The organism is Pseudomonas mandelii, assembly GCF_002251635.1.
GTDB classification, from domain to species: Bacteria; Pseudomonadota; Gammaproteobacteria; order Pseudomonadales; family Pseudomonadaceae; genus Aquipseudomonas; species Aquipseudomonas mandelii_B.
In genome coordinates, this window is record NZ_NMOJ01000075.1 from 1 (window position 1) to 22,244 (window position 22,244).

Sequence of the window (22,244 nt, forward strand, 5' to 3'; positions counted from 1 at the left end):
CGCTAAAAACAAGAAGGCCCGCAGTGATGCGGGCCTTTTTTGTCTGGATGAATAGTGTGGTGCTGCTGACCCCATCGCGGGCAAGCCCGCTCCCACAGGGTCCGTGTCGAGCACAACATCCATGAACACCACTGAACCTGTGGGAGCGGGCTTGCCCGCGATAGCAATCAAGCAGCCGCCACGGAAACTCCTGGCTCGACAACAGCCACCAACCCTTCCTTCATCCGCTTTGCATCCCGAACAAAACACCGCGAAGCCAGGAACAAAAACACCATGGTGAAAAACAGCGCCACCGGGATCAAATACATCGCATCATGCAAGCCGACCGCCTTGAACGCCTCGGTCATTTGCTCGGCACCTGCCGCGGCCATCGCCGTGTGCGCGAAGTGGTCGGACAAACCGCCCACCACCACCGGCCCCAAACCACCGCCCAGCAAGTACAACCCGGCAAAGAACAACGCCATCGCCGTGGCGCGCAGGCGCGGTTCGACCACGTCCTGAATCGCCGTGTACACGCAGGTGTAGAAGTTATAAGCGAACAACCAGCCCACACTGAACACCGCCACGAACACCCCGATCTCGATCCGCCCGGCATGCAGTGCCCACGCCGTACACACCGTCGAGACGATCAGGCTGAACGCCGCAAACAACAGCCGCCCATTGGCCACTCGCTGGTGGATCTTGTCGGCGACCCAGCCACCGAGCGTCAACCCGAACAAACCGGTCACACCGACGATCACCCCGGTCGCCACCGCCGCTTCCTGCAACGGCATCAGAAAGTAACGCTGCAGCATCGGCACCAGAAACGAGTTGCAGGCATACGTAGCGAAGTTGAAGCACAACCCGGCCATGACCAGCCAAAGAAAGGTCGGTACCGCCAGAATTCGCCGGATCGGCTTGTCGACTTTCTCTTGCGAGACCTGCACGGTTTCCGCCGCGCCGCGCTTCGGCTCTTTGATGAAGAACATGAATACCGCCAGGATCATTCCCGGCACGGCGGCGATAAAGAACGGCGCGCGCCAGCTGTCGAACGCCTTGACCATCGCGCCAATGGTGAAGAATGCCAGCAGCAGCCCTAAAGGCAGGCCCAGCATGAAAATGCCCATGGCCCGGGCGCGCCGGTGGGCCGGGAACAGGTCGCCGATCAGCGAATTGGCGGCCGGCGCGTAACTGGCTTCGCCGATGCCGACGCCCATGCGCACGATCAGGAACGCCCAGAAATTGCCCACCAGCCCATTAACCGCCGTCAGGCCGCTCCAGGCGAACAGGCCCCAGCCCATCAGTTTGCTGCGCGAACCGGTATCGGCCATGCGCCCCAGGGGCAGGCCGGCAATGGCGTAGACGATGGTGAATGCAGTCCCGATGATCCCCAGTTGAAAGTCGCTGAGGTGCCATTCCATGCGGATCGGTTCGATGATGATGGCCGGGATGGTGCGATCGAAGAAGTTGAACAGATTGGCCAGGAACAGCAGGAACAGAATGCGCCAGGCATTCGCCGCTTGGGTCGAGTTCTGCATGGGGTCCGTCTCTTTTATTGTTATTGGGGCTTCGCTGTCCCCGGAACCTCCAATCTAGACAGGCCCGCCGGAGCTGTCTGTAATTATTCGTAATGCTGATATCAGCCCATGACACCAAACCCAAACCTGTGGCAGCTCGCCTGCTAGCGAAGAGGCCTGCACATTCAATACAGAGGGTGACTGATCCGCCGCTTTCGCGAGCAGGCTCGCTCCCACAAGGGATTTTGCAAGGCAAATATTTCTCGCCATTGGTCACATGAAAAAATACTTTTGCGCCCCCTTCCCAAGTCCAACGCGAAGCCTAGAATAGCGGCCTTGTCCACCCCACCGTGTCCCCCATCCCTCCTTTGATTATCGCCCATGTCCGAAGCCAGTCCGTGTCTGAATTGCGGTGCCTGCTGTTCTCATTTTCGCGTGTCTTTTTTCTGGGGTGAATGCACCTCGGCCGGGGGAACGGTGCCTGACGAGCTTGTCGCGCCCATCAGCCCCAGCCGGGTGGCCATGCTGGGCACGGACTGCAAACCCACTCGCTGCGTCGGGCTGGTCGGCGAAGTCGGCAGCACCGTGCAGTGCTCGATTTACGACCAACGTTCCAGCACCTGTCGGGAGTTCGATGCCTCCTGGGCCAACGGCGAGGCAAATGTGGATTGCGATGCGGCACGGGCAGCGTTCGGATTGCCGGCCCTGCAACCAGAATTCGATCTCCCTTATGAGCAGATCGCCTGATAACTGGCGGCAGTAATTGCAAAATGTTCGACAGCAATATGCCACTACCGTTTGCACTCTTTGTATGACCTCTATACTCCAACACATTCGCCAGGGTTCATGGTGTCGGCTGGATAAATACGGGGCGTCCGATGGAGTGGCCTGCTTTATATTTCACGACCCAACTGCCAGAGACCGGCCAGGTCATACTCAATTGCGCCCATAACCCCTTCCTGGTATTGCTGGCTTATGTGGTCGCCTGTGCGACCGGCTTCGCCACACTGGACATCACCGAACGGGTCGGCCATGCCGAAAAAGCCGCCTCCCAACGTCTCTGGCGCTGGGTCGGTGCCGGGTGCCTGGCGGGCGGTATCTGGGCNANNCACTTCATCAGCATGCTGGCGTTCCAGGCGCCGATCGAAATCAATTACCAGCTGCCCATCACCCTGATTTCACTGTTGTTTGCACTGACGGCCTCGTGGCTGGCGATGCACACCCTCAGCCATCGTCATGTGAGTTTCTGGCAAACCCTGCGGGCCGCAGTGTGGATCGGCCTGGGTATCGCGACCATGCACTACGTGGGCATGGCCGCCATGCAGTCGAATGCGACGGCTTATTACGACCCCGCCCTGTTCGCCCTCTCCGTCGTCATCGCGATTGGCGCCAGCCTGGCCGCCCTGGTGATTTCCCGTCACCTGCGCGAAGGCAGCGGCGTGGCTCATCAACTGCTCAAATACACCGCCAGCCTGGTGCTCGGGGCCGGCATCGTCAGCATGCATTTCACCGGCATGGCAGCGCTCAGCCTGGTGCTGCCCATCGATAGCGTCCAGCAGCTGCCCGGCGACAACAACCACCTGCAACTGGGATTGACGGTGGCGATGATGACGTTGCTGATCATCGGCAGCAGCATCAGCGCGGCACTGGCCGACAAGAAGCTGCAACACAAGGAATGCGATCTTCAGCGGGTCAACACCCTGCTCGGCCAACTGGATCAGGCACGCCTGTCGCTGCAACAGGTGGCGCACTACGACGCGCTGACCAACCTGATCAACCGCCGTGGGTTCAACCAGATTTTCGCCGAAAAACTGCTCGATACTGCCAACGAAGGCGGGATGCTGGCGGTGATGTTCCTCGACATCGACCACTTCAAGCGGATCAACGACAGCCTGGGCCATGACGCTGGCGATGAGTTGCTCAAAGTCCTGGCCAGCCACATCAAAGATTCGGTACGCAGCCACGACGATGTGGTGGCGCGCTTTGGCGGGGACGAGTTCTGCATCCTCATCGGCCTGCATGACCTTGAAGAAGCCCGGAACATGGCCCAGCGCATCATGCTGAAAATGAAAGACCCGATCGAGTTGGCCGGGCGCAGCATGGTNATGACCACCAGCATCGGCATCAGCCTGTTTCCCGAAGACGGCCTGACCTGCGAAGAGCTGCTGAAAANTGCCGACCTGGCGCTGTACCAGTCCAAGGGCAGCGGGCGCAACGGGCTGCATTTTTTCAGTCCACACATGAAAACCCGTGCCACGCTGGAGCTGCAACTCGAGGAAGAACTGCGGTACGCCCTGCGCAACGACGCCGGTTTGATCCTTTATTACCAACCGATCTACGACCTGAAAAGCGGCCAGGTCACCAGACTCGAAGCGCTGATTCGCTGGCAACACCCGGTTCACGGGTTGCTGGCACCGGATCGGTTCATTGCCATTGCCGAGGCCAATGGTCTGATCAACGAACTGGACAACTGGGTGTTGCACAAGGCGTGCGAGGACCTTGGCGAGCTGTCCCGCCAGGGGCGCGAAGAACTCAAGATCGCCGTAAACTGCTCGCCGCTGAACCTCGCCCGCGAAGAGTTGGCCGATGAAATCGAAAACGCCCTGCGCATTGCCGGGGTGTCACCACAAAGGCTAGAACTCGAAGTCACCGAAAACGCGCTGATGGGCAACGTTGCCAACACCCTGGCGTTGCTGAAGCAGATCCGCTCTCTCGGAGTCTCGCTGTCGATCGACGACTTCGGCACCGGCTATTCATCCCTGGCCTACCTCAAGCGCCTGCCGCTGAACACGCTGAAAATCGACCGCTCGTTCATTCAGGACATCCCCAAGGCTACCCAGGACATGGAAATCGTCCACGCCATTATCATCATGGCCCACACCCTGCATTTACAGGTCGTCAGCGAGGGTGTCGAAACACTCGAGCAATATGACTTTCTCGAACGCCAGGGCTGCGACCTGGTTCAAGGCCACCTGCTCAGCCGTCCGGTGCCGCTGGCCGAACTGCCTGCGGTGCTGGCTGAAATCAATCAGCGCAAACATTCACGCAGTGTCAGTCCGCTGAGCCTGGCTTGCGGTACAACTGCACTAACGTCGACGGATCCTTTTCCAAAAAGCCCTGGCCCCCATGCAGGCGCATCAGTTGTGCGGCCAATCCGCTGATCGGCGTGGCTGAGCCCTGTTCGCGGGAGAATTTCACCGCGGTGTCGAGGTCTTTGAGCAGCGTGCGCACGTGCCACTTCACTGGCTCGAAACGACTCTCGGCCATTTGCGGGGCGAGGATCTGCAATGGCTTTGAATCGGCGAACCCTCCCGCCAGCGCCTCGGCGATCAGGCTGGCGTCGACCCCGGAGCGCTCGGCCAGTGCCACCACTTCAGCAATCACCAATGCATTGCAGGCAACGATCATCTGATTGCAGGCCTTGGTCACCTGCCCGGCGCCGACACCACCCATGTGAGTTACCCGTTGACCGAGGTTCAGCAGCACCGGCCTGATTCGCTCAAGGTCTGCCGCTTCGCCGCCGACCATAATCGCCAGGCTGCCGGCTTCGGCGCCGACGACCCCACCGGACACCGGCGCGTCCAGCCAACGCATGCCGCATTGGCCGACAAGCGCCGAGGCCATGTCCCGCGTCGCCGTAGGTTCCAGACTGGAAAAATCCACCAGCAACTGCCCACTTTTCGCCCCTTCGGCAATCCCTACCGGACCGAAAACCACCTCGCGCACCACCGCCGTGTCCGCCAGGCACAGCATCACCACATCGGCGTGCTGACCCAGTTCAGCCGCCGTTGCCACCTGCCGGGCGCCGGCCTCGATCAACGCTGCGCATTTGGCCGGATTGCGATTCCACACCGTCAGCGGATACCCCGCCGCCAACAAACGCCGGCACATGGGCAAGCCCATCAGGCCGATTCCGGCAAAACTCAACGAAGGTAGGGTTGACATCATTTAGCCTCCTTTTGATTAAAGATCGCCGAATATTGGCCGATTCATCATGACTAAGGAAAGGATTCCCCCGAGCGACGCTCAGGCTTTGTCCCTGACGCTTGGGCAAAATACGCGCTAAAAAAGTCGCGAGTTCCTATTCCGTGAAGGTTCGACGACACCGTCGTCGCCGAGCTAACCAGCCCAGGTACATGGCGCCCAATGACTTCTAAAAATAATCCGGCCACTACGGTTTCCGACCTGACACTGAGCCCCGCGGCGAACAGCCCCTCATCGTCGAAGCCATTGATCCCGTCACGTCCGCTGGCCAGTCAGCAATACCTGTATTTCACCGAAACCAATACCGACCGCATCCTCGATAACCTCGACGGCCTGCGCGACATGGTGTTCCCGCGCCCGCCCCAGCAAGAAGGTGATGGCGACCCGCGCGACGAGCAGGAATTTCCCTCGGTGTGCCTGATCGGCCTGGGCCGCTGCGGTTCGAACATCGCGCTGGACGTGGCGGAGTTGGTGTACAACGCGCGCAAGTTCTACCTCAACGAATTCAACAACGAAGACCGCCTGTCGCCGGACAAACGTTACGCCGAAAAGGGTTACAGCCCGGCGCAGTGGATCCGCAACAACCTGCGCCTGGGGCCGAACAAGGCCACCAAACCGGTGTTCCTGGTCGAGCCGCTGGTGATGCTCGGCGACCTGGACAAAGACATCGCCGGTCGCATCCGCTTCTCGCGCAAGGGCGAAAAAAGCGGTTTCCTGCGCGACTACAGCAAAATGAAAATAATGGACCTCTCGGAAGTCCATGCCGGTGGCGCCGGTAACGCGCCGATCCTGGGCCAGTACCTGGCCAAGATCATCCTCAATAAAGACACCCAGCGTTTTTCCAGCCCTGACTGGAAGATGATTCACTCGTACCTGATCGACTCCTGCGGCATCAAGGCCAACCAGTCGCGCCTGTACTTCTCGATCTTCAGCGCCGGCGGCGGTACGGGTTCGGGCATGGCCTCGGAGTTTGGCCTGGCCCAGCAGCACTCGTACATGAACAAGACATTCGACACCAAACCCGCCGACGAGCACGACAGCAAGAGCGGCCACGCGTTTGTCTTCGAGCCGATCTTCACCAGCGGCATCTGTGTGCTGCCGAATATCTCCGATCACCGCAGCGAAATGTCCGAGGCCCTGCACATCAACGCCGGGCGGTTGCTGTGCAAATACCTGTCGGAAGAATGGGACTTCTCTTACAACTTCGACAATGAAGACAGCAGCGAAGCCAGTGTGAAGGGGCGTATCCGGCCATGGAACGCAATGATGCTGATCTCCAACGACATCATGCGTTACGCCGAAGAGAGCGATGACGGCAACATTCAGAACATCGACGTCAACGCGATGGAAAAGCACGCCAACCAATACATCTCGCAGCAGATCTTCAACATTCTGACGGCGCAGGCGGTCACGACTGACTACGACCAGAACTATTTCCGTCGCGCCGGCATCGACATCGGCGAAACCATTCGCCTCGACGCCAATGACCTGTTCATGAGCCTGGCAGGACCGGTAGCGATTGCCTATGCCGAGTCCGTGGTGCCGGAAACCCCGGTGCCGTCGAATGACAAGTTCAAGGTGTTCGATAAAGAGCCACAGCGGCTGAATATCGATGACTTGTTTTTCCGCTCCATCGACCTGCCGCACTTCAACAAAGTGACCCAGGCCATCGAAGGCATCAGCCTGTTGCCGATCGAGTCAAAGCGCTACAAGGCGTCACTGGAGCAATACAAGAATTCCGGCTACGACGCAGCCGCCCTGCATGACCTGCACTTCTTCAAGAACTGCTCGTCGGTGGTGTCGATTGTGTCCTTGCCCAAGGACTACAAGCTGTCCTACATGGACTTGAACCGGCTCAAGACGCACCTCAATAGCCTGTTTCCCAACACCACGCTCAAGCGTTATGCGCTGGTGATCGGGGCGTCGGCCAACTTGTCGCTGACAACGCTGATCGCCAAGAGCCCGTGCCTGTCGGATGACTTCCTGACGTTGATCGTGGCCTTCATCAAACGCTGCTTCGCGAAGAACCCGTACCGCTTCGACGACACGCTGGATAACTCGATTCTCGACTTCATCATCAATGAAGACTTCGACGAAGACCTGATCGACGACTTGCTNAACGAGTTCGAAAACCCGGCGAAGATTCTGGACACCAACTGGTACGCGATCAAACCGATGTATGAAAAGAAGTATCGGGAGTTGATCAACGACAAGGATAAGTTTGTGTCGATCAATGACATTCGCCTGTCACGAGATTGTGTGAAGAAGGCGATCAAGTATTTGCGTGAGATTTATCGTCACCGGATTGGCAAGACCAAGGTGATTTCGTTGAACAACCATACTGGCAAGACTGCCTAGACCGAGTCGCGCCCTTCGCGAGCAAGCCCGCTCCCACATTTTGACCGTATTCCAACAGGAAATACNCGGACAATGTGGGAGCGGGCTTGCCCGCGATGGCGGCATAAAATTCGCCACAAATTCCAACATTCAGAAACAATTAAGCAGCCCAATGGGTGCTCAATAAACTGTTCCCGTTACGTTTACGTCACCCTCGCCAAGACCCTTCTGTGGCCTTTCTCTACGGCAACATGCCATCACGCTACTCACCTACACACTTTTAGTCGCCTGCCAGGCGCACCAATAAAGTGCGGACAGTCAGCTCGTCGCCCTTTCCTGGATCAGAATCCACGGTGAAACCACCACAGCCCACAGCTGCGGGTCACGTTCGAAAAGATCCAGCGCCCGCGTTTCAGAGAGCTTGGCGACCTTGTCGGCAGCCAGCCAAGAAGCCACTTTCTCGCCTTCATCCGTTGCAACGGCTTCGGCCGCGGCGATCAAATCCAGGCCGGCGTCGACCCACAATAGGGCACCCTTGGCAAAGAACGGTTCAAGCTCTTTCCACGTAATAGATGCGGTTTCACCAAGCAGCTTGGCATAGAGGGTGCTAGGTTCTTGATTCATGGGCGCTGTCCGGAAAAGAAATCGACGCGAATGATAACGTCGGTGGTCTGGCAGAAAAACCCGGATGCAATTGAGTCACCGAATGAAAAGAGCAGGAAAGCCAGGGAATGCTGCTGAATCAAGCAATTAGCCAGCTAACATCCCGCCGCGATTCTGTCTTTTTCTTTCAATAAAGCGACACCCTCAGGGTTTGCCCCCCGGCGCCAGCTTCCCAGGCTAACAATTGGCGCTCTACACTGTACCGGTACAGTTGCCGGGGGCATTTTCCGGAGGATATCCGAGATATCTGATCCGGTTCTGCAGCTANGNCGCCAGAACTATAAAAAATACAACAGTAAGAGTGGAGCACTATGAATAAGGCTACTAAGCAGATTTCCAAACTGTTTGCCGCTATGGTCCTGGCTGGGGTTGCCGGCCATTCGTTCGCAGCTGACACCATCAAGATCGGCATCGCCGGCCCTAAAACCGGCCCTGTAGCCCAATACGGCGACATGCAGTTCAGTGGCGCCAAAATGGCCATCGAACAGATCAACGCCAAAGGCGGCGTAGACGGCAAGCAACTGGTCGCCGTTGAATACGATGACGCCTGTGATCCNAAACAAGCCGTGGCCGTAGCCAACAAAGTGGTCAACGACGGCGTCAAGTTCGTAGTCGGTCACCTCTGCTCCAGCTCCACTCAGCCAGCGTCCGACATTTATGAAGACGAAGGCGTGATCATGATTACCCCGGCTGCCACCAGCCCGGACATCACCGCCCGTGGTTACAAAATGGTGTTCCGCACCATTGGTCTCGACAGCGCCCAAGGCCCTGCCGCCGGTAACTACATTGCCGACTTCGTAAAACCGAAAATCGTTGCTGTCCTGCACGACAAACAGCAGTACGGTGAAGGCATCGCCACCGCCGTTAAACAGACCCTCGAAAAGAAAGGCGTGAAAGTTGCTCTCTTCGAAGGCATCAACGCTGGCGACAAAGACTTCGGCTCGCTCATCCAGAAGCTCAAGCAAGCCAACGTCGACTTCGTCTACTACGGCGGCTACCACCCTGAGCTGGGTCTGATCCTGCGTCAAGCACAGGAAAAAGGCCTGAAAGCCAAGTTCATGGGTCCGGAAGGCGTGGGTAACGACTCCATTTCGCAGATCGCCAAAGACGCTTCCGAAGGTCTGCTGGTAACCCTGCCGAAGTCCTTCGACCAGGATCCGGCCAACATCGCCCTGGCTGACGCGTTCAAAGCGAAGAAAGAAGACCCGAGCGGTCCGTTCGTGTTCCCGGCCTACTCGGCTGTGACCGTGATTGCCGANGGTATCGCCGCCGCTAAGAGCGAAGACACCGCCAAAGTGGCTGCTGCCATCCACGCCGGTACTTTCAAGACCCCAACGGGCGACCTGAGCTTTGACGCCAAGGGCGACCTGAAAGACTTCAAATTTGTGGTTTACGAGTGGCACTTCGGCAAACCAAAAACTGAAGCCAAGCCTCAGTAAGGCGTTGCCTGACTGACTGCCAATAAAGCCCACGGCGTGCCGTGGGCTTTGTTTTACGAATGTATTGGGCCGCGCTGGCGTGATCCGCCAGTCTCCCCACCTGAAAATCTCAAAACCGTCATCAGCGGTTCGCTGGCAAACCTCGCGTTCGAAGTGGATGCAGATCCACGGGGCTCGAGCGGGAAAATGACTCCACCAGTGAAATGCGTATCAGGTTTTTAGGAGCGCTGTAATGCCTGAGATCTATCATTTTTTCCAAACGCTGGTTAACGGCATGACCGTTGGCAGCACCTATGCCTTGATAGCCATTGGCTACACAATGGTTTACGGCATCATTGGAATGATTAACTTCGCCCATGGCGAGGTGTACATGATCGGTTCCTACGTGGCGTTCATCGCCATCGCCGGGCTGACCATGATGGGACTCGACAGTGTTCCGCTGTTGATGACCGCCGCTTTCCTCGCGACCATCGTCGTGACCAGTGCCTACGGTTACAGCATCGAACGGATCGCCTACCGCCCCTTGCGTGGCAGCAACCGTTTGATCCCGCTGATTTCCGCCATCGGCATGTCGATTTTCCTGCAGAACACCGTATTGCTGTCCCAGGACTCCAAGGACAAATCCATCCCCAACCTGATTCCGGGCAACATTGCTTTCGGGCCAGGTGGCGCACATGAAGTGCTGATTTCCTACATGCAAATCGTGGTGTTCGTGGTGACGTTGCTCGCCATGCTCGGCCTGACCCTGTTCATCTCCCGCTCCCGTCTGGGGCGCGCCTGCCGGGCTTGCGCCGAAGACATCAAGATGGCCAACCTGCTGGGCATCAACACCAACAACATCATCGCCCTGACCTTCGTGATAGGCGCCGCGCTGGCGGCCGTCGCGGCTGTGCTGCTGAGCATGCAATACGGCGTAATCAACCCGAACGCCGGTTTCCTCGTCGGCCTCAAGGCCTTCACCGCTGCGGTACTGGGCGGAATCGGCAGCATCCCCGGCGCGATGCTCGGCGGGCTGGTGCTGGGTGTGGCTGAAGCCTTTGGTGCCGATATCTTCGGCGACCAATACAAGGACGTCGTGGCGTTCGGCCTCTTGGTTCTGGTGCTGTTGTTCCGTCCGACCGGCATTCTGGGCCGTCCGGAGGTTGAGAAAGTATGAGCAGATATCTTAAATCGGCGTTTTTCAGCGCCTTGCTGGTATGGGCCGTGGCCTTNCCGGTACTGGGTCTGAAGCTGAGCATCGTCGGCATCAACCTGGAAGTCCATGGCACCAGCACTGCAACGCTGATCACCATCGCCGTCTGCTCGGTCCTGATGTTCTTGCGTGTGCTGTTCGATCAGCAGATCAGTTCGGCCTGGCGTTCTTCGCCCAACATGCCGCTGATTCCGGCCAAGGCCAGTAACTTCCTGACCCTGCCGACCACCCAACGCTGGATCATCATTGCGTTGATCGCCGGTGCCCTGGTCTGGCCGTTCTTCGGTTCCCGTGGTGCGGTGGATATCGCAACGCTGATCCTGATCTACGTGTTGCTGGGCCTGGGCCTGAACATCGTAGTCGGCCTGGCCGGCCTGCTCGACCTAGGCTACGTGGGCTTCTACGCCGTGGGTGCCTATACCTACGCGTTGCTGTCGCACTACCTGGGCTGGGGCTTCTGGATCTGCCTGCCACTGGCCGGTATGGCGGCGGCCACGTTTGGCTTCCTGCTGGGCTTTCCGGTGTTGCGCTTGCGCGGTGACTATTTGGCGATCGTGACCCTGGGCTTCGGTGAAATCATCCGACTGTTCCTGCGCAACCTCACCGACATCACTGGCGGCCCCAACGGTATCAGCAGCATCCCCAAGCCGACGTTCTTCGGATTGTCCTTCGAACGTAAAGCCGCCGAAGGCATGCAGACGTTCCACGAGTACTTCGGCCTGGAATACAACTCGATCAACAAGGTGATTTTCCTGTACCTGGTTGCGCTGTTGCTGGCTCTCGGNGCNCTGTTCGTGATCAACCGTTTGCTGCGCATGCCGATTGGCCGTGCGTGGGAAGCGCTGCGCGAAGATGAAATCGCCTGCCGTGCGTTAGGCATGAACCCCACCGTCATCAAGCTGTCGGCCTTCACCCTGGGCGCCAGCTTCGCCGGTTTTGCCGGCAGCTTCTTCGCTGCCCGTCANGGTTTGGTGACCCCGGAGTCGTTCACCTTTATCGAGTCGGCGATCATCCTCGCCATCGTGGTACTGGGTGGCATGGGCTCGCAACTGGGTGTGATCCTGGCGGCGATCGTGATGATCCTGCTGCCGGAAATGATGCGTGAGTTCAGCGAATACCGCATGTTGATGTTCGGCGCCATGATGGTGCTGATGATGATCTGGCGTCCTCAAGGCCTGCTGCCCATGCAACGTCCACACATGGAGCTGCGCAAATGAGCCGCGATATCCTGAAAGTCGAAAACTTGAGCATGCGCTTCGGCGGCTTGCTGGCGGTCAACGGCGTGGCCCTGACCGTAAAAGAGAAACAAGTGGTGGCGCTGATCGGCCCTAACGGCGCCGGCAAAACCACGGTGTTCAACTGCCTGACCGGTTTCTATAAGCCGAGCGGTGGCAGCATCCTGCTGGACGGCCAGCCGATCCAGGGCCTGGCCGGTCACGAGATCGCCCGCAAGGGTGTGGTGCGCACCTTCCAGAACGTACGGTTGTTCAAGGACATGACGGCGGTCGAGAACCTGCTGATTGCCCAACACCGTCACTTGAACACCAACTTCTTTGCAGGCCTGTTCAAGACCCCGGCGTTCCGCAAAAGCGAGCGCGAAGCCATGGAGTACGCCGAGTACTGGCTGGACAAGGTCAACCTCACCGAGTTTGCCAACCGTCCTGCTGGCACCCTGGCCTATGGTCAACAACGTCGTCTGGAAATCGCCCGCTGCATGATGACCCGCCCGCGGATCCTCATGCTCGACGAACCGGCCGCTGGCCTGAACCCCAAGGAAACCGAAGACCTCAAGGCGCTGATCAGTGTGNTGCGTGAAGAAAACAACGCCACGGTGCTGTTGATCGAACACGACATGAAACTGGTCATGAGCATTTCCGACCACATCGTGGTGATCAACCAGGGCACGCCGCTGGCCAACGGGACACCGGAGCAGATCCGCGACAACCCGGAAGTGATCAAAGCCTATTTGGGGGAAGCGTAAAATGCTGCAATTCGAAAACGTTTCCACTTTCTACGGCAAGATCCAGGCGCTGCACAGCGTCAACGTGGAAGTGCGCCAAGGTGAAATCGTCACGCTGATCGGCGCCAACGGTGCCGGCAAGTCGACCTTGCTGATGACCCTGTGCGGTTCGCCGCAGGCCCACAGCGGCAGCATCCGCTACATGGGTGAAGAACTGGTGGGCCAGGCCTCCTCNCAGATCATGCGTAAAAGCATCGCGGTCGTGCCGGAAGGTCGTCGGGTGTTCGCCCGCCTGACCGTGGAAGAGAACCTGTCCATGGGCGGATTCTTTACCAACAAGGGCGATTATCAGGAACAGATGGACAAGGTTCTCGACCTGTTCCCCAGGCTCAAGGAACGCTTCAGCCAGCGCGGCGGCACCATGTCCGGCGGCGAGCAGCAAATGCTCGCCATCGGCCGGGCGCTGATGAGCAAGCCCAAGCTATTGCTGCTGGACGAGCCTTCACTGGGACTGGCACCGATCATCATCCAGCAGATCTTCGATATCATCGAACAACTGCGCAAGGACGGTGTGACGGTATTCCTGGTGGAGCAGAACGCCAACCAGGCGCTGAAAATCGCCGACCGCGCCTACGTGCTGGAAAACGGCCGGGTGGTGATGCAGGGCACCGGGGAGCAATTGCTGACGGATCCGAAGGTGCGNGAGGCGTATCTGGGGGGTTGAGTCTTTGCGGTAAATAAAAAACGGCCTTCTGGCCGTTTTTTTGTGCCCGCCATAAACCCGCTAACGGTGAAAATTCCCTGTGGGAGCGAGCTTGCTCGCGATGCGATATCACATTCACCAGAGATGTTGGATGACCCACCGCTATCGCGAGCAAGCTCGCTCCCACAGGGATTAGGGTGTTTTGAGGTTTTTTAAAAAGTTTTGCACTGGGCTGTAACGCATCGCGATGACCTCTCTCTAGAGGGGTAAGCCAGCACAAACGCGGCTTACCCAAACTCAAACAACGGAGAAACATCATGACTGCTACCACCCGCACCCTGTCCGCCACCGCCCTCGTTCTGGCCCTTGGTTCTGCGCTGAGCATGGCCGCTGTCTCCACCGTCCAGGCCGCCGACAACAGCAACATGGAAAAATGCTTCGGCGTGGCCATGAAAGGTCATAACGATTGCGCCGCAGGTGCAGGCACCACCTGCGCCGGTACTGCCAAGATGGACCACCAGGCAAACGCCTGGAAACTCGTTCCAAAAGGCACTTGCGCCACTACCGAAAGTAAAACCTCGCCGACCGGTTTCGGTCAGATGGAAGCCTTCAAAGCCAAAGCCTGATCCGCCTCCCAGCCTGAGTGTCGACCATGAACAATTCACCGTTCGGGCTCCCGCCCCGCTCCGGGCTGGGGCTCAAGACCGGGCACTTGCGTGAAGTGCTCGGTTCACAACCGGACATCGGTTTTTTTGAAGTGCACGCCGAAAACTACATGGTGGCCGGCGGCCCGTTCCATCACTACCTGGGTTTGATCCGCGAGCAGTATCCGCTGTCGCTGCATGGCGTTGGCCTGTCCATCGGTGCCGAAGGTCCGCTGGACATTCAACACCTGCAACGCCTNGCCACGCTGATCGAACGCTATCAACCCCACTCTTTTTCCGAACACCTGGCCTGGTCCAGCCATGGCCCGGTGTTTCTCAACGACTTGCTGCCCCTGGCTTACGATGCCGCCACCCTGAAACGGGTGTGCGAACACATCGATCAGGTGCAAAGCACCCTCAAGCNNCCAATGCTGCTGGAGAACCCGGCGACGTACCTGGCGTTCAAGCGCTCGACCATCGATGAAGCCGACTTCATCAGCGAAGTCATTCGCCGCACAGGCTGCGGGCTGTTGCTGGACGTGAACAACGTTTACGTGTCGAGCATCAATCATCAACGCGATCCTTTGGCCTACATCGATGCCCTGCCCCTTCATGCCGTCGGCGAGATTCATCTGGCCGGATTTGCCGAAGACACCGACAGCCTCGGTGACCGCCTGCTGATTGACGATCACGGCGCGCCCATCGACAACGCTGTGTGGGCGCTGTATGTGCAAGTGCTGGAGCGCGTCGGGCCAATGGCAACGCTGATCGAACGCGACAATCAGGTGCCCGCCTTTAGCGTGTTACACGCCGAAGCGCGTCAGGCCGATGAGTTGTTGCGGTGCGCCGAGGTCCGGACATGAGCAATCACGCCGATTTCGCCGCCGCCCTAATTGATCCGGAGCGGCCCTGCCCTGATGGATTATTCAGCGCCAATGGCGCCGATCCGGCCAGCCGTTTCGCGGTGTATCGCAACAATGTACAGAGCTCGCTGATCAACGCGCTGGCGGACAGTTACCCCGTGGTTGTGCAGTTGGTCGGCGATGAATTCTTCCGGGCCATGGCCGGTGTTCATGTGCAAGGCACCCCGCCCCGCAGCCCGTTGATGAATGACTACGGGCATGATTTCGCAGACTTCATCGAAGGTTTTGCGCCCGCCGCCAGCGTGCCTTATCTGGCGGATGTCGCCCGATTGGAGCGCCTGCGCGTCATCGCGTATCACGCGGCCGATGCGCAGCCCCTGGGGCATGAGCAGATCGCTGCCGCACTGGTCGACCCGCAAGCCCTGAGGGACCTCACCGTCGAACTTCATCCCTCCCTCAACCTGCTGGATTCGGCCTTCGCCGTGGTAGCGATCTGGGCCGCGCATCAACAGGAAGCGACGCTGGCGGGGATTGACCTGAACCACGGACAACACGCGCTGGTATTGCGCAATGGCCTGGACGTTGAAGTGTTCGCCATCGATCAAGGTGCCAGTGCGTTCATCCAGAACCTGCAAAACGGCCAGTCACTGATGCAGGCGCTGGAAGCCGCCCCCGCTTTCGACCTCAGCCAAACCCTGGCGCTGCTGATCAGCCGCAACGCCGTCACTCACTTGCATAACAACAAGGTATCGCCATGAATATCCGCACCGAATCACAGAACCCCATCGTTCGCGCCATCGCGTTGCTGGAGATGATCCCCCACAGTCTGATTGCGTTTATCGCACGTTTCTCGATTGCGGCGGTGTTCTGGAAGTCCGGGCAAACCAAGGTTGAAGGCCTGGCCATCGACCTGATTGACGGTTCCTTCCAGCTTGGCGTGCCGCATCTGGCGGACTCGACCATCCCGCTGTTCCAGAGCGAATACCACGTGCCGCTGCTGTCCCCGGAACTGGCGGCGCACCTGGCCGCCTTCGCCGAGCACTTTTTCCCGGTGTTGATTCTGGTGGGGTTTGCCACACGCTTCTCGGCCCTGGCCTTGNTNGGCATGACCCTGACCATTCAACTGTTCGTGTACCCCGACGCCTACCCGACCCATGGCACTTGGGCAGCGGTGCTGCTGTACCTGATGACGACCGGGCCAGGGAAATTGTCGATCGATCATCTGATCGCCCGACATTTCGCCCGGTAAACACACTCCTACAACGGGTTGGATGTGAGCGGCGAATGTTGGAGACGTTGTCGATCGATCATCTGATCGCCCGACATTTCGCCCGGTAAACACACTCCTACAACGGGTTGGATGTGAGCGGCGAATGTTGGAGACGCGCCAAGGCCTCGCCGCTGCGTTTGAACCAGTCGATGAGATAGTCCGCCAACACCTGCGTGCGTTTCGGCAGGCCGCCCTGATAAGGNTGAACCAGATACATCGGCATGCTGCGCGTCTGATAATCGCGCAGGAGCCAGCGCAATCGGCCGTCAGCCAGTTCCGCAGGTAAAACGTAGGACGGCAGGCGCGCAATGCCGGCCCCCGCCAGCGCTGCTTTTTTCAACAGGCTGTAGTGATTGCTGGCAAACGGACCCGACACCCGCACCCGCAGCAACTCGTGCTGCTGGTGATACAGCCATTCTTCGCGACCGCTGTAATGGCTGTTGAGCAGGCAGCGATGGTCGGCCAACGCCTGGGGCGTCTTCGGCTCACCGTACTGTTCGAGATAGGCCGGGCTGGCGCAGGTCATTTCGTGCCAGGCCAGCAGCGGTCGGGCGACCAGTCGTTGGTCATTGGCCACCTCGGACCGAATGGCCAAGTCAAAACCGTCACGGGACAAATCGTGAAAGCTGTTGTTGAGGTCCAACTCAATCTGCACCTCGGGATATTGGCGGGAAAACTCCAGCAACAAGCCATCGAAGAAGGTCTCCCCCAGCGAGACCGGAACCGTCATGCGTATAGGCCCGGCCATGTCGTCCTTCAACCGGGCCAACGCCTGACGCGCCTTCTCGACTTGAACCACCAGCGCCTGGGCTTGAGGCAACAGCGCCGCGCCCGCTGCCGTCAAACTCAAACGGCGGGTGGTGCGTTGCAGCAGGACCACGCAGAACCGTGTTTCCAGCAAGCTGATGCGCTTGGACAACTGCCCCTTGCTGCAGCCCAATTGCTGCGCCGCCAGGGTGAAACTGCCCGCTTCGATCAACACCGCAAACGCTGCCAGGTCATCCATATCGCTCATGGATTGTTTCCATTTGAAAACCAAAGGTTGCCTATTAGCACGTTTATCCACCCGAAAAGCCACACTAGACTGAAACCTCACTTANCCCCTTCGAGGAACAGCACGATGAAAATTCTTTTGATAGGCGCAGGTGGCACCATCGGTTCAGCGGTCGACAAGGAACTGTCCCAGCGGCACGACATCATCCGCATCGGCCGTAACAGCGGCGATTACCATGTGGATATCAGCGACAGCGCCTCGATCCGCAAACTCTTCGAGCAAACCGGCAAATTCGATGCGCTGGTCTGCGCTGCCGGCAACGTCACCTTTGCACCGCTGAATGAAATGAGCGAAGAAAGCTTTGCGCTGGGCCTGCGCGACAAGCTGATGGGCCAGGTCAACCTGCTGTTGATCGGCCGCGAATACGCCAACGACGGCGCCTCGTTCACCTTCACCAGCGGCATGCTCAGCCACGACCCGATTCGCAGCGGCGCCTCGGCGGCATTGGTCAACGGCGCGCTGGACAGCTTCGTGCGTGCGGCGGCCATCGAACTGCCTCGCGGCTTGAGGGTTAACTCGATCAGCCCGACCGTTCTGCTCGAAGCCATGGGCAGTTACGCGCCGTACTTCCGGGGCTACAAGCCGGTTCCCGCAGCGGATGTAGCATTGGCCTACGCCAAAAGTGTGGAAGGCCTGCAAACAGGCCAGACCTTTCACGTGGGCTAAACCCTTGTGATGAACGGTCAGGCTGCGTAACGTGGCGGCACTTGTCTGTCATTCATGACGATGCTGGATGCACTGGCCGTGTGGAAGGCCTGCAAACAGGCCAGACCTTTCACGTGGGCTAAACCCTTGTGATGAACGGTCAGGCTGCGTAACGTGGCGGCACTTGTCTGGAGAGCCAAAGATGCGTGTTGCCCGTTCCTTAGTCCTTGTTGCCCTGCTTCCGCTGTTTGCCGCCTGCCAATTGTTTGATGGCCCGCGTGAAAGCGCCTCCCACGTGGGCCAGACCCGCATGCAGGGCCAGTTGACGGCGGCGGACGGCAAATTGCTGTTCCAGCCGTGCAATGAGCAGCGCAGTTATGTGGTCAACGACACCGGCGGCACCAGCGTTCTGCAAGAGGCCGCGACCCTCGCCGATGCTCAGGGCAAGCTGTTCGCCGACGTGCGTGGGCGAATCGTCGACAGCCGCCTTGATCTTGAGCAACTGTACCGCGTCGAACGATCGGGTACTGCCTGCGACGATCCCAACTTCAAATTGCTGATCCTGCGCGCCGCCGGCCACTCGCCGGAGTGGAACGTCAAGGTCAGCGGTAAAGGCATGGTCATCGACCGTGCCGGCCAGCCGCCCCTGGCTGTGCCCTACGTTGAAGAACAGCTGGGCGATGGCCGTTTCAATCTCAGCACCGAAGCCAATAACCAGCACATCGAACTGTGGGTCGCGCCGCAACGTTGCGTCGACAGCAGCACCGGCAGCGTCCAGCACATGAGCGCCGAGCTGCGCATCGATGGCCAGGTGCAACGCGGTTGCGGGTATTTCGGCAGCTCACGTAACGACTGATCGTTTTTGCCTCACGGGACCGGCGTTTGGGGCTTATAATCGCCGCCTTCAAACGCCTTGGCGCAGTTGTGCGCCCCGCGAACCGGATCCTGTCATGTTACGAATCACCGAACTCAAGTTGCCGATCGACCATCCCGAAGAAGACCTGCGGCCTGCCATCGTGCAGCGCCTGGGCATCGCCAGTGATGACCTGCTCGATTTCACCCTGTTCAAACGCAGCTACGACGCCCGTAAAAAATCGTCGGAGCTGTGCTTCATCTACACCATCGACCTGAACGTGAAGGGCGAAGCCGCACTGCTGCTCAAGTTCGCCGATGATCGCAACGTCAACCCGGCACCGGATGTCAGCTATAAGGTGGTGGGCCAGGCGCCGCAAGGCCTGGTTGAACGGCCGATCGTCGTGGGTTTTGGTCCGTGCGGGATCTTCGCCGGGCTGCTGCTGGCGCAGATGGGCTTCAAGCCGATCATCCTCGAACGCGGCAAGGAAGTGCGCCAGCGCACCAAGGACACCTGGGGCCTGTGGCGCAAAAACGTGCTCAACCCGGAGTCCAACGTGCAGTTCGGCGAAGGCGGCGCCGGGACCTTTTCCGACGGCAAGCTCTACAGCCAGATCAAGGACCCGAAATTCCACGGTCGCAAAGTGCTGCACGAGTTCGTCAAAGCCGGTGCGCCGGAAGAAATCCTCTACGTCAGCAAGCCGCACATCGGTACATTCCGCCTGACCGGCGTGGTGGAAAACATGCGCGAGCAGATCATCGCCCTGGGCGGTGAAGTGCGTTTCCAGCAGCGGGTTACCGACGTGCTGATCGAGGACGGCCAACTGGTCGGCGTCGAGCTCAATGGCGGCGAGCAGATTCACTCCAAACACGTGATTCTTGCCTTGGGCCACAGCGCCCGGGACACCTTCCGCATGCTTCACGGCCGTGGCGTGTTCATGGAAGCCAAGCCGTTCTCGGTGGGTTTCCGCATTGAACACCCGCAGTCGCTGATCGACGCTGCGCGCCTGGGCAAATACGCCGGGCACCCAAAGCTCGGCGCTGCCGACTACAAACTGGTGCACCACGCCAAGAACGGCCGNTCGGTCTACAGCTTCTGCATGTGCCCGGGCGGTACGGTGGTGGCGGCCACTTCCGAGCCCAATCGTGTCGTCACCAACGGCATGAGCCAGTATTCGCGTAACGAGCGCAACGCCAACTCCGGGATCGTCGTCGGGATCACCCCGGAAGTCGATTACCCGGGCGGCCCGCTGGCGGGTATCGAGTTGCAGGAACGCCTGGAATCCCACGCCTTTGTGCTGGGCGGCAGCAACTACGAAGCGCCGGCGCAACTGGTGGGCGACTTCATTGCGGGCAAGCCGTCCACCGAATTGGGCAGCGTTGAACCGTCCTACAAGCCAGGCGTTGCCTTGGGTGATCTGGCGCTGGCCCTGCCCGCGTTTGCCATCGAAGCCATTCGTGAAGCCTTGCCGGCGTTCGAAAAGCAGATTCGCGGTTACTCGCTGCATGACGCGGTGTTGACCGGTATCGAGACGCGCACCTCGTCACCGCTGCGGATTACTCGCGACGAGTCGATGCAAAGCTTGAACGTGAAAGGCCTGTTCCCGGCGGGTGAAGGCGCTGGTTACGCCGGTGGGATTCTGTCGGCGGGTGTTGACGGAATTCGGATTGCCGAGGCATTGGCGCGGGATATGCTCGGTATAGAGGCCTGACGCAGAATCTGAACAGACTGCAGTTCCAATGTGGGAGCTGGCTTGCCTGCNNNACATCTCTTTTGAATGTCCAGCCGCCATCGCGAGCAAGCTCGCTCCCACATTGGTTTCTGGTGTGTCAGATATTGGCGCGCAGCACGGTGTCCGGTAGCGGCTCGCCGCGTTCGGCACTCGCCGCGACCACCTCCATCAACCCACCCAACTCATACCCTTGGGCCTTGAGCCAGTCCTGATCGTANTAAGTGGTGGCATAGCGCTCACCCCCATCACACAAAATCGCCACGATCGACCCCGACTCCCCCGCCGCTTTCATCTGCTGCGCGGCCATCAAGGCGCCGATCAGGTTAGTCCCGCTGGACCCGCCAACCCGCCGACCCAGCCGTTCGGCCAGGTAATGCATGGCGGCCAGTGACAGCGCGTCCGGCACCTTGACCATCGCATCAATCACCCTGGGGAGNAACGACGCCTCNACCCGTGGCCGGCCGATCCCTTCGATGCGCGAACCGCAATCCAGGCGCAGGCTGGCGTCGCCTGTCTGGTAGTAATCAAAGAACACCGAACGTTCGGCATCGGCACACAAGACGCGGGTGCAATGCTGGCGATAACGCACATAGCGTCCCAGGGTGGCGGTCGTGCCGCCGGTGCCAGGGCTGGAAATCAACCAGCTTGGTTCGGGGTAATGCTCAAAGCGCATCTGCTGGAAGATCGACTCGGCGATGTTGTTGTTCGCCCGCCAGTCGGTGGCGCGTTCGGCGTAGGTGAACTGGTCGATGAAATGCCCGTCATGTTCGCGGGCCAGGCGCTCGGACTCGGCGTAGATCTGGGTCGGATCGTCGACCAGGTGACTCTTGCCACCGTAGAAGGCGATCTGCGCGATCTTCTCCTTCGACGTAGTGGCCGGCATCACCGCAATAAACGGCAGGCCGAGCAAGCGTGCAAAGTACGCTTCGGAGATCGCCGTCGAACCGCTGGACGCCTCGATCACCGGCGCACCCGGCTTGAGCCAGCCGTTACACAAGGCATACAGGAACAGCGAACGCGCCAGCCGATGCTTGAGGCTGCCGGTGGGGTGGCTGGACTCGTCCTTGAAATACAGCTCGATGCCCGGAAAACCCGGGAGCGGCAAAGGGATCAGGTGGGTGTCGGCGCTGCGCTGGAAGTCGGCTTCGATGATCCGGATGGCTTCGCGGGCCCACTGTCGGTTGTCGCTCATGATGGTTTTCTCGTTGAATCGGACAAGAGTCGGCCTTGTCGCAAGGCTCAGCCAACAAGCTTAGGAAAAATCCCACGCTACGCACAGATACAGCTGAGACCCAATACGTCTGGCAACTGCTAGGCTCAGATCCGTGCCGCCCCTTCGCGCTGTAACGGCATATAACAAAAAAGAATATAACTTTTGTTTTAACAACTAACGGTACGGGTTAGGGTGT

The 22,244-nt window shown here is 59.1% G+C and carries 20 protein-coding genes; 15 read left to right on the plus strand and 5 right to left on the minus strand.

What is annotated here, in order from left to right:
- Positions 1–167 precede the first annotated feature (167 nt).
- Positions 168–1,517 (minus strand): spinster family MFS transporter, encoded by a 1,350-nt coding sequence (locus tag B7L09_RS10675; RefSeq protein ID WP_094468769.1) that lies wholly within the window; start codon positions 1,515–1,517, stop codon positions 168–170.
- 360 nt (positions 1,518–1,877) lie between these two features.
- Here B7L09_RS10675 and B7L09_RS10680 point away from each other — a divergent pair, with 360 nt between their 5' ends.
- Positions 1,878–2,243 (plus strand): YkgJ family cysteine cluster protein, encoded by a 366-nt coding sequence (locus tag B7L09_RS10680; RefSeq protein WP_094468770.1) that lies wholly within the window; start codon positions 1,878–1,880, stop codon positions 2,241–2,243.
- Positions 2,244–2,374: 131 nt separating this feature from the next.
- On the plus strand, positions 2,375–4,657 hold the full coding sequence (locus B7L09_RS10685; protein WP_094468771.1) for a putative bifunctional diguanylate cyclase/phosphodiesterase: 2,283 nt from the start codon (positions 2,375–2,377) through the stop codon (positions 4,655–4,657).
- On the opposite strand, the gene B7L09_RS10690 is transcribed toward B7L09_RS10685, so the two are convergent.
- On the minus strand, positions 4,548–5,444 hold the full coding sequence (locus tag B7L09_RS10690; protein ID WP_176457686.1) for an NAD(P)-dependent oxidoreductase: 897 nt from the start codon (positions 5,442–5,444) through the stop codon (positions 4,548–4,550). The genes B7L09_RS10685 and B7L09_RS10690 overlap by 110 nt on opposite strands.
- Before the next feature lie 198 nt (positions 5,445–5,642).
- On the opposite strand from B7L09_RS10690, the gene B7L09_RS10695 reads away from it, so the two are divergent.
- Positions 5,643–7,838: a hypothetical protein gene (locus B7L09_RS10695; RefSeq protein WP_094468772.1), complete on the plus strand. Its 2,196-nt coding sequence runs from the start codon at positions 5,643–5,645 to the stop codon at positions 7,836–7,838.
- Positions 7,839–8,135: 297 nt separating this feature from the next.
- Here B7L09_RS10695 and B7L09_RS10700 read toward each other — a convergent pair whose 3' ends face one another.
- Entirely contained in the window at positions 8,136–8,441 is a 306-nt protein-coding gene (locus B7L09_RS10700; RefSeq protein WP_094468773.1) for a DUF2288 domain-containing protein, read from the minus strand.
- Between the two features lie 350 nt (positions 8,442–8,791).
- Between B7L09_RS10700 and B7L09_RS10705 the strand changes: the two genes are divergently transcribed.
- The 9 genes from B7L09_RS10705 (at position 8,792) to B7L09_RS10745 (ending at position 16,530) form a co-directional block, all read left to right on the plus strand.
- Positions 8,792–9,919, plus strand: coding sequence for a branched-chain amino acid ABC transporter substrate-binding protein (locus B7L09_RS10705; protein ID WP_094468774.1), 1,128 nt, complete (start codon positions 8,792–8,794; stop codon positions 9,917–9,919).
- 232 nt (positions 9,920–10,151) lie between these two features.
- Positions 10,152–11,075, plus strand: a complete 924-nt coding sequence (gene livH / locus B7L09_RS10710) for a high-affinity branched-chain amino acid ABC transporter permease LivH (protein WP_094468775.1) — start codon at positions 10,152–10,154, stop codon at positions 11,073–11,075.
- Positions 11,072–12,328, plus strand: a complete 1,257-nt coding sequence (locus B7L09_RS10715; RefSeq protein ID WP_094468776.1) for a high-affinity branched-chain amino acid ABC transporter permease LivM — start codon at positions 11,072–11,074, stop codon at positions 12,326–12,328. Before livH ends, B7L09_RS10715 begins: the two co-directional genes overlap by 4 nt.
- Positions 12,325–13,092, plus strand: a complete 768-nt coding sequence (gene livG / locus B7L09_RS10720; protein WP_094468777.1) for a high-affinity branched-chain amino acid ABC transporter ATP-binding protein LivG — start codon at positions 12,325–12,327, stop codon at positions 13,090–13,092. The genes B7L09_RS10715 and livG overlap by 4 nt, the downstream gene beginning before the upstream one ends.
- Position 13,093: 1 nt before the next feature.
- Entirely contained in the window at positions 13,094–13,795 is a 702-nt protein-coding gene (locus B7L09_RS10725; RefSeq protein ID WP_094468778.1) for an ABC transporter ATP-binding protein, read from the plus strand.
- 296 nt (positions 13,796–14,091) lie between these two features.
- On the plus strand, positions 14,092–14,400 hold the full coding sequence (locus B7L09_RS10730) for a BufA1 family periplasmic bufferin-type metallophore (protein WP_010462585.1): 309 nt from the start codon (positions 14,092–14,094) through the stop codon (positions 14,398–14,400).
- A 26-nt stretch (positions 14,401–14,426) separates the two neighbouring features.
- Entirely contained in the window at positions 14,427–15,281 is an 855-nt protein-coding gene (gene bufB, locus B7L09_RS10735) for an MNIO family bufferin maturase (protein WP_094468779.1), read from the plus strand.
- Positions 15,278–16,039, plus strand: a complete 762-nt coding sequence (locus B7L09_RS10740) for an HvfC/BufC N-terminal domain-containing protein (protein ID WP_094468780.1) — start codon at positions 15,278–15,280, stop codon at positions 16,037–16,039. Before bufB ends, B7L09_RS10740 begins: the two co-directional genes overlap by 4 nt.
- Positions 16,036–16,530 (plus strand): DoxX family protein, encoded by a 495-nt coding sequence (locus B7L09_RS10745; protein WP_094468781.1) that lies wholly within the window; start codon positions 16,036–16,038, stop codon positions 16,528–16,530. Before B7L09_RS10740 ends, B7L09_RS10745 begins: the two co-directional genes overlap by 4 nt.
- 97 nt (positions 16,531–16,627) lie before the next feature.
- Here B7L09_RS10745 and B7L09_RS10750 read toward each other — a convergent pair whose 3' ends face one another.
- Positions 16,628–17,566: a LysR family transcriptional regulator gene (locus tag B7L09_RS10750; protein ID WP_094468782.1), complete on the minus strand. Its 939-nt coding sequence runs from the start codon at positions 17,564–17,566 to the stop codon at positions 16,628–16,630.
- Positions 17,567–17,671: 105 nt separating this feature from the next.
- Here B7L09_RS10750 and B7L09_RS10755 point away from each other — a divergent pair, with 105 nt between their 5' ends.
- The 3 genes from B7L09_RS10755 (at position 17,672) to B7L09_RS10765 (ending at position 20,814) form a co-directional block, all read left to right on the plus strand.
- Positions 17,672–18,271 (plus strand): short chain dehydrogenase, encoded by a 600-nt coding sequence (locus tag B7L09_RS10755; protein ID WP_094468783.1) that lies wholly within the window; start codon positions 17,672–17,674, stop codon positions 18,269–18,271.
- 181 nt (positions 18,272–18,452) lie between these two features.
- Complete coding sequence (locus B7L09_RS10760) at positions 18,453–19,106, plus strand: COG3650 family protein (protein WP_094468784.1); 654 nt, start codon at positions 18,453–18,455, stop codon at positions 19,104–19,106.
- A 94-nt stretch (positions 19,107–19,200) separates the two neighbouring features.
- Positions 19,201–20,814 (plus strand): NAD(P)/FAD-dependent oxidoreductase, encoded by a 1,614-nt coding sequence (locus B7L09_RS10765; RefSeq protein ID WP_094468785.1) that lies wholly within the window; start codon positions 19,201–19,203, stop codon positions 20,812–20,814.
- Between the two features lie 118 nt (positions 20,815–20,932).
- On the opposite strand, the gene B7L09_RS10770 is transcribed toward B7L09_RS10765, so the two are convergent.
- Positions 20,933–22,030, minus strand: coding sequence for a PLP-dependent cysteine synthase family protein (locus B7L09_RS10770; RefSeq protein WP_176457687.1), 1,098 nt, complete (start codon positions 22,028–22,030; stop codon positions 20,933–20,935).
- Between the last annotated feature and the right edge of the window lie 214 nt (positions 22,031–22,244).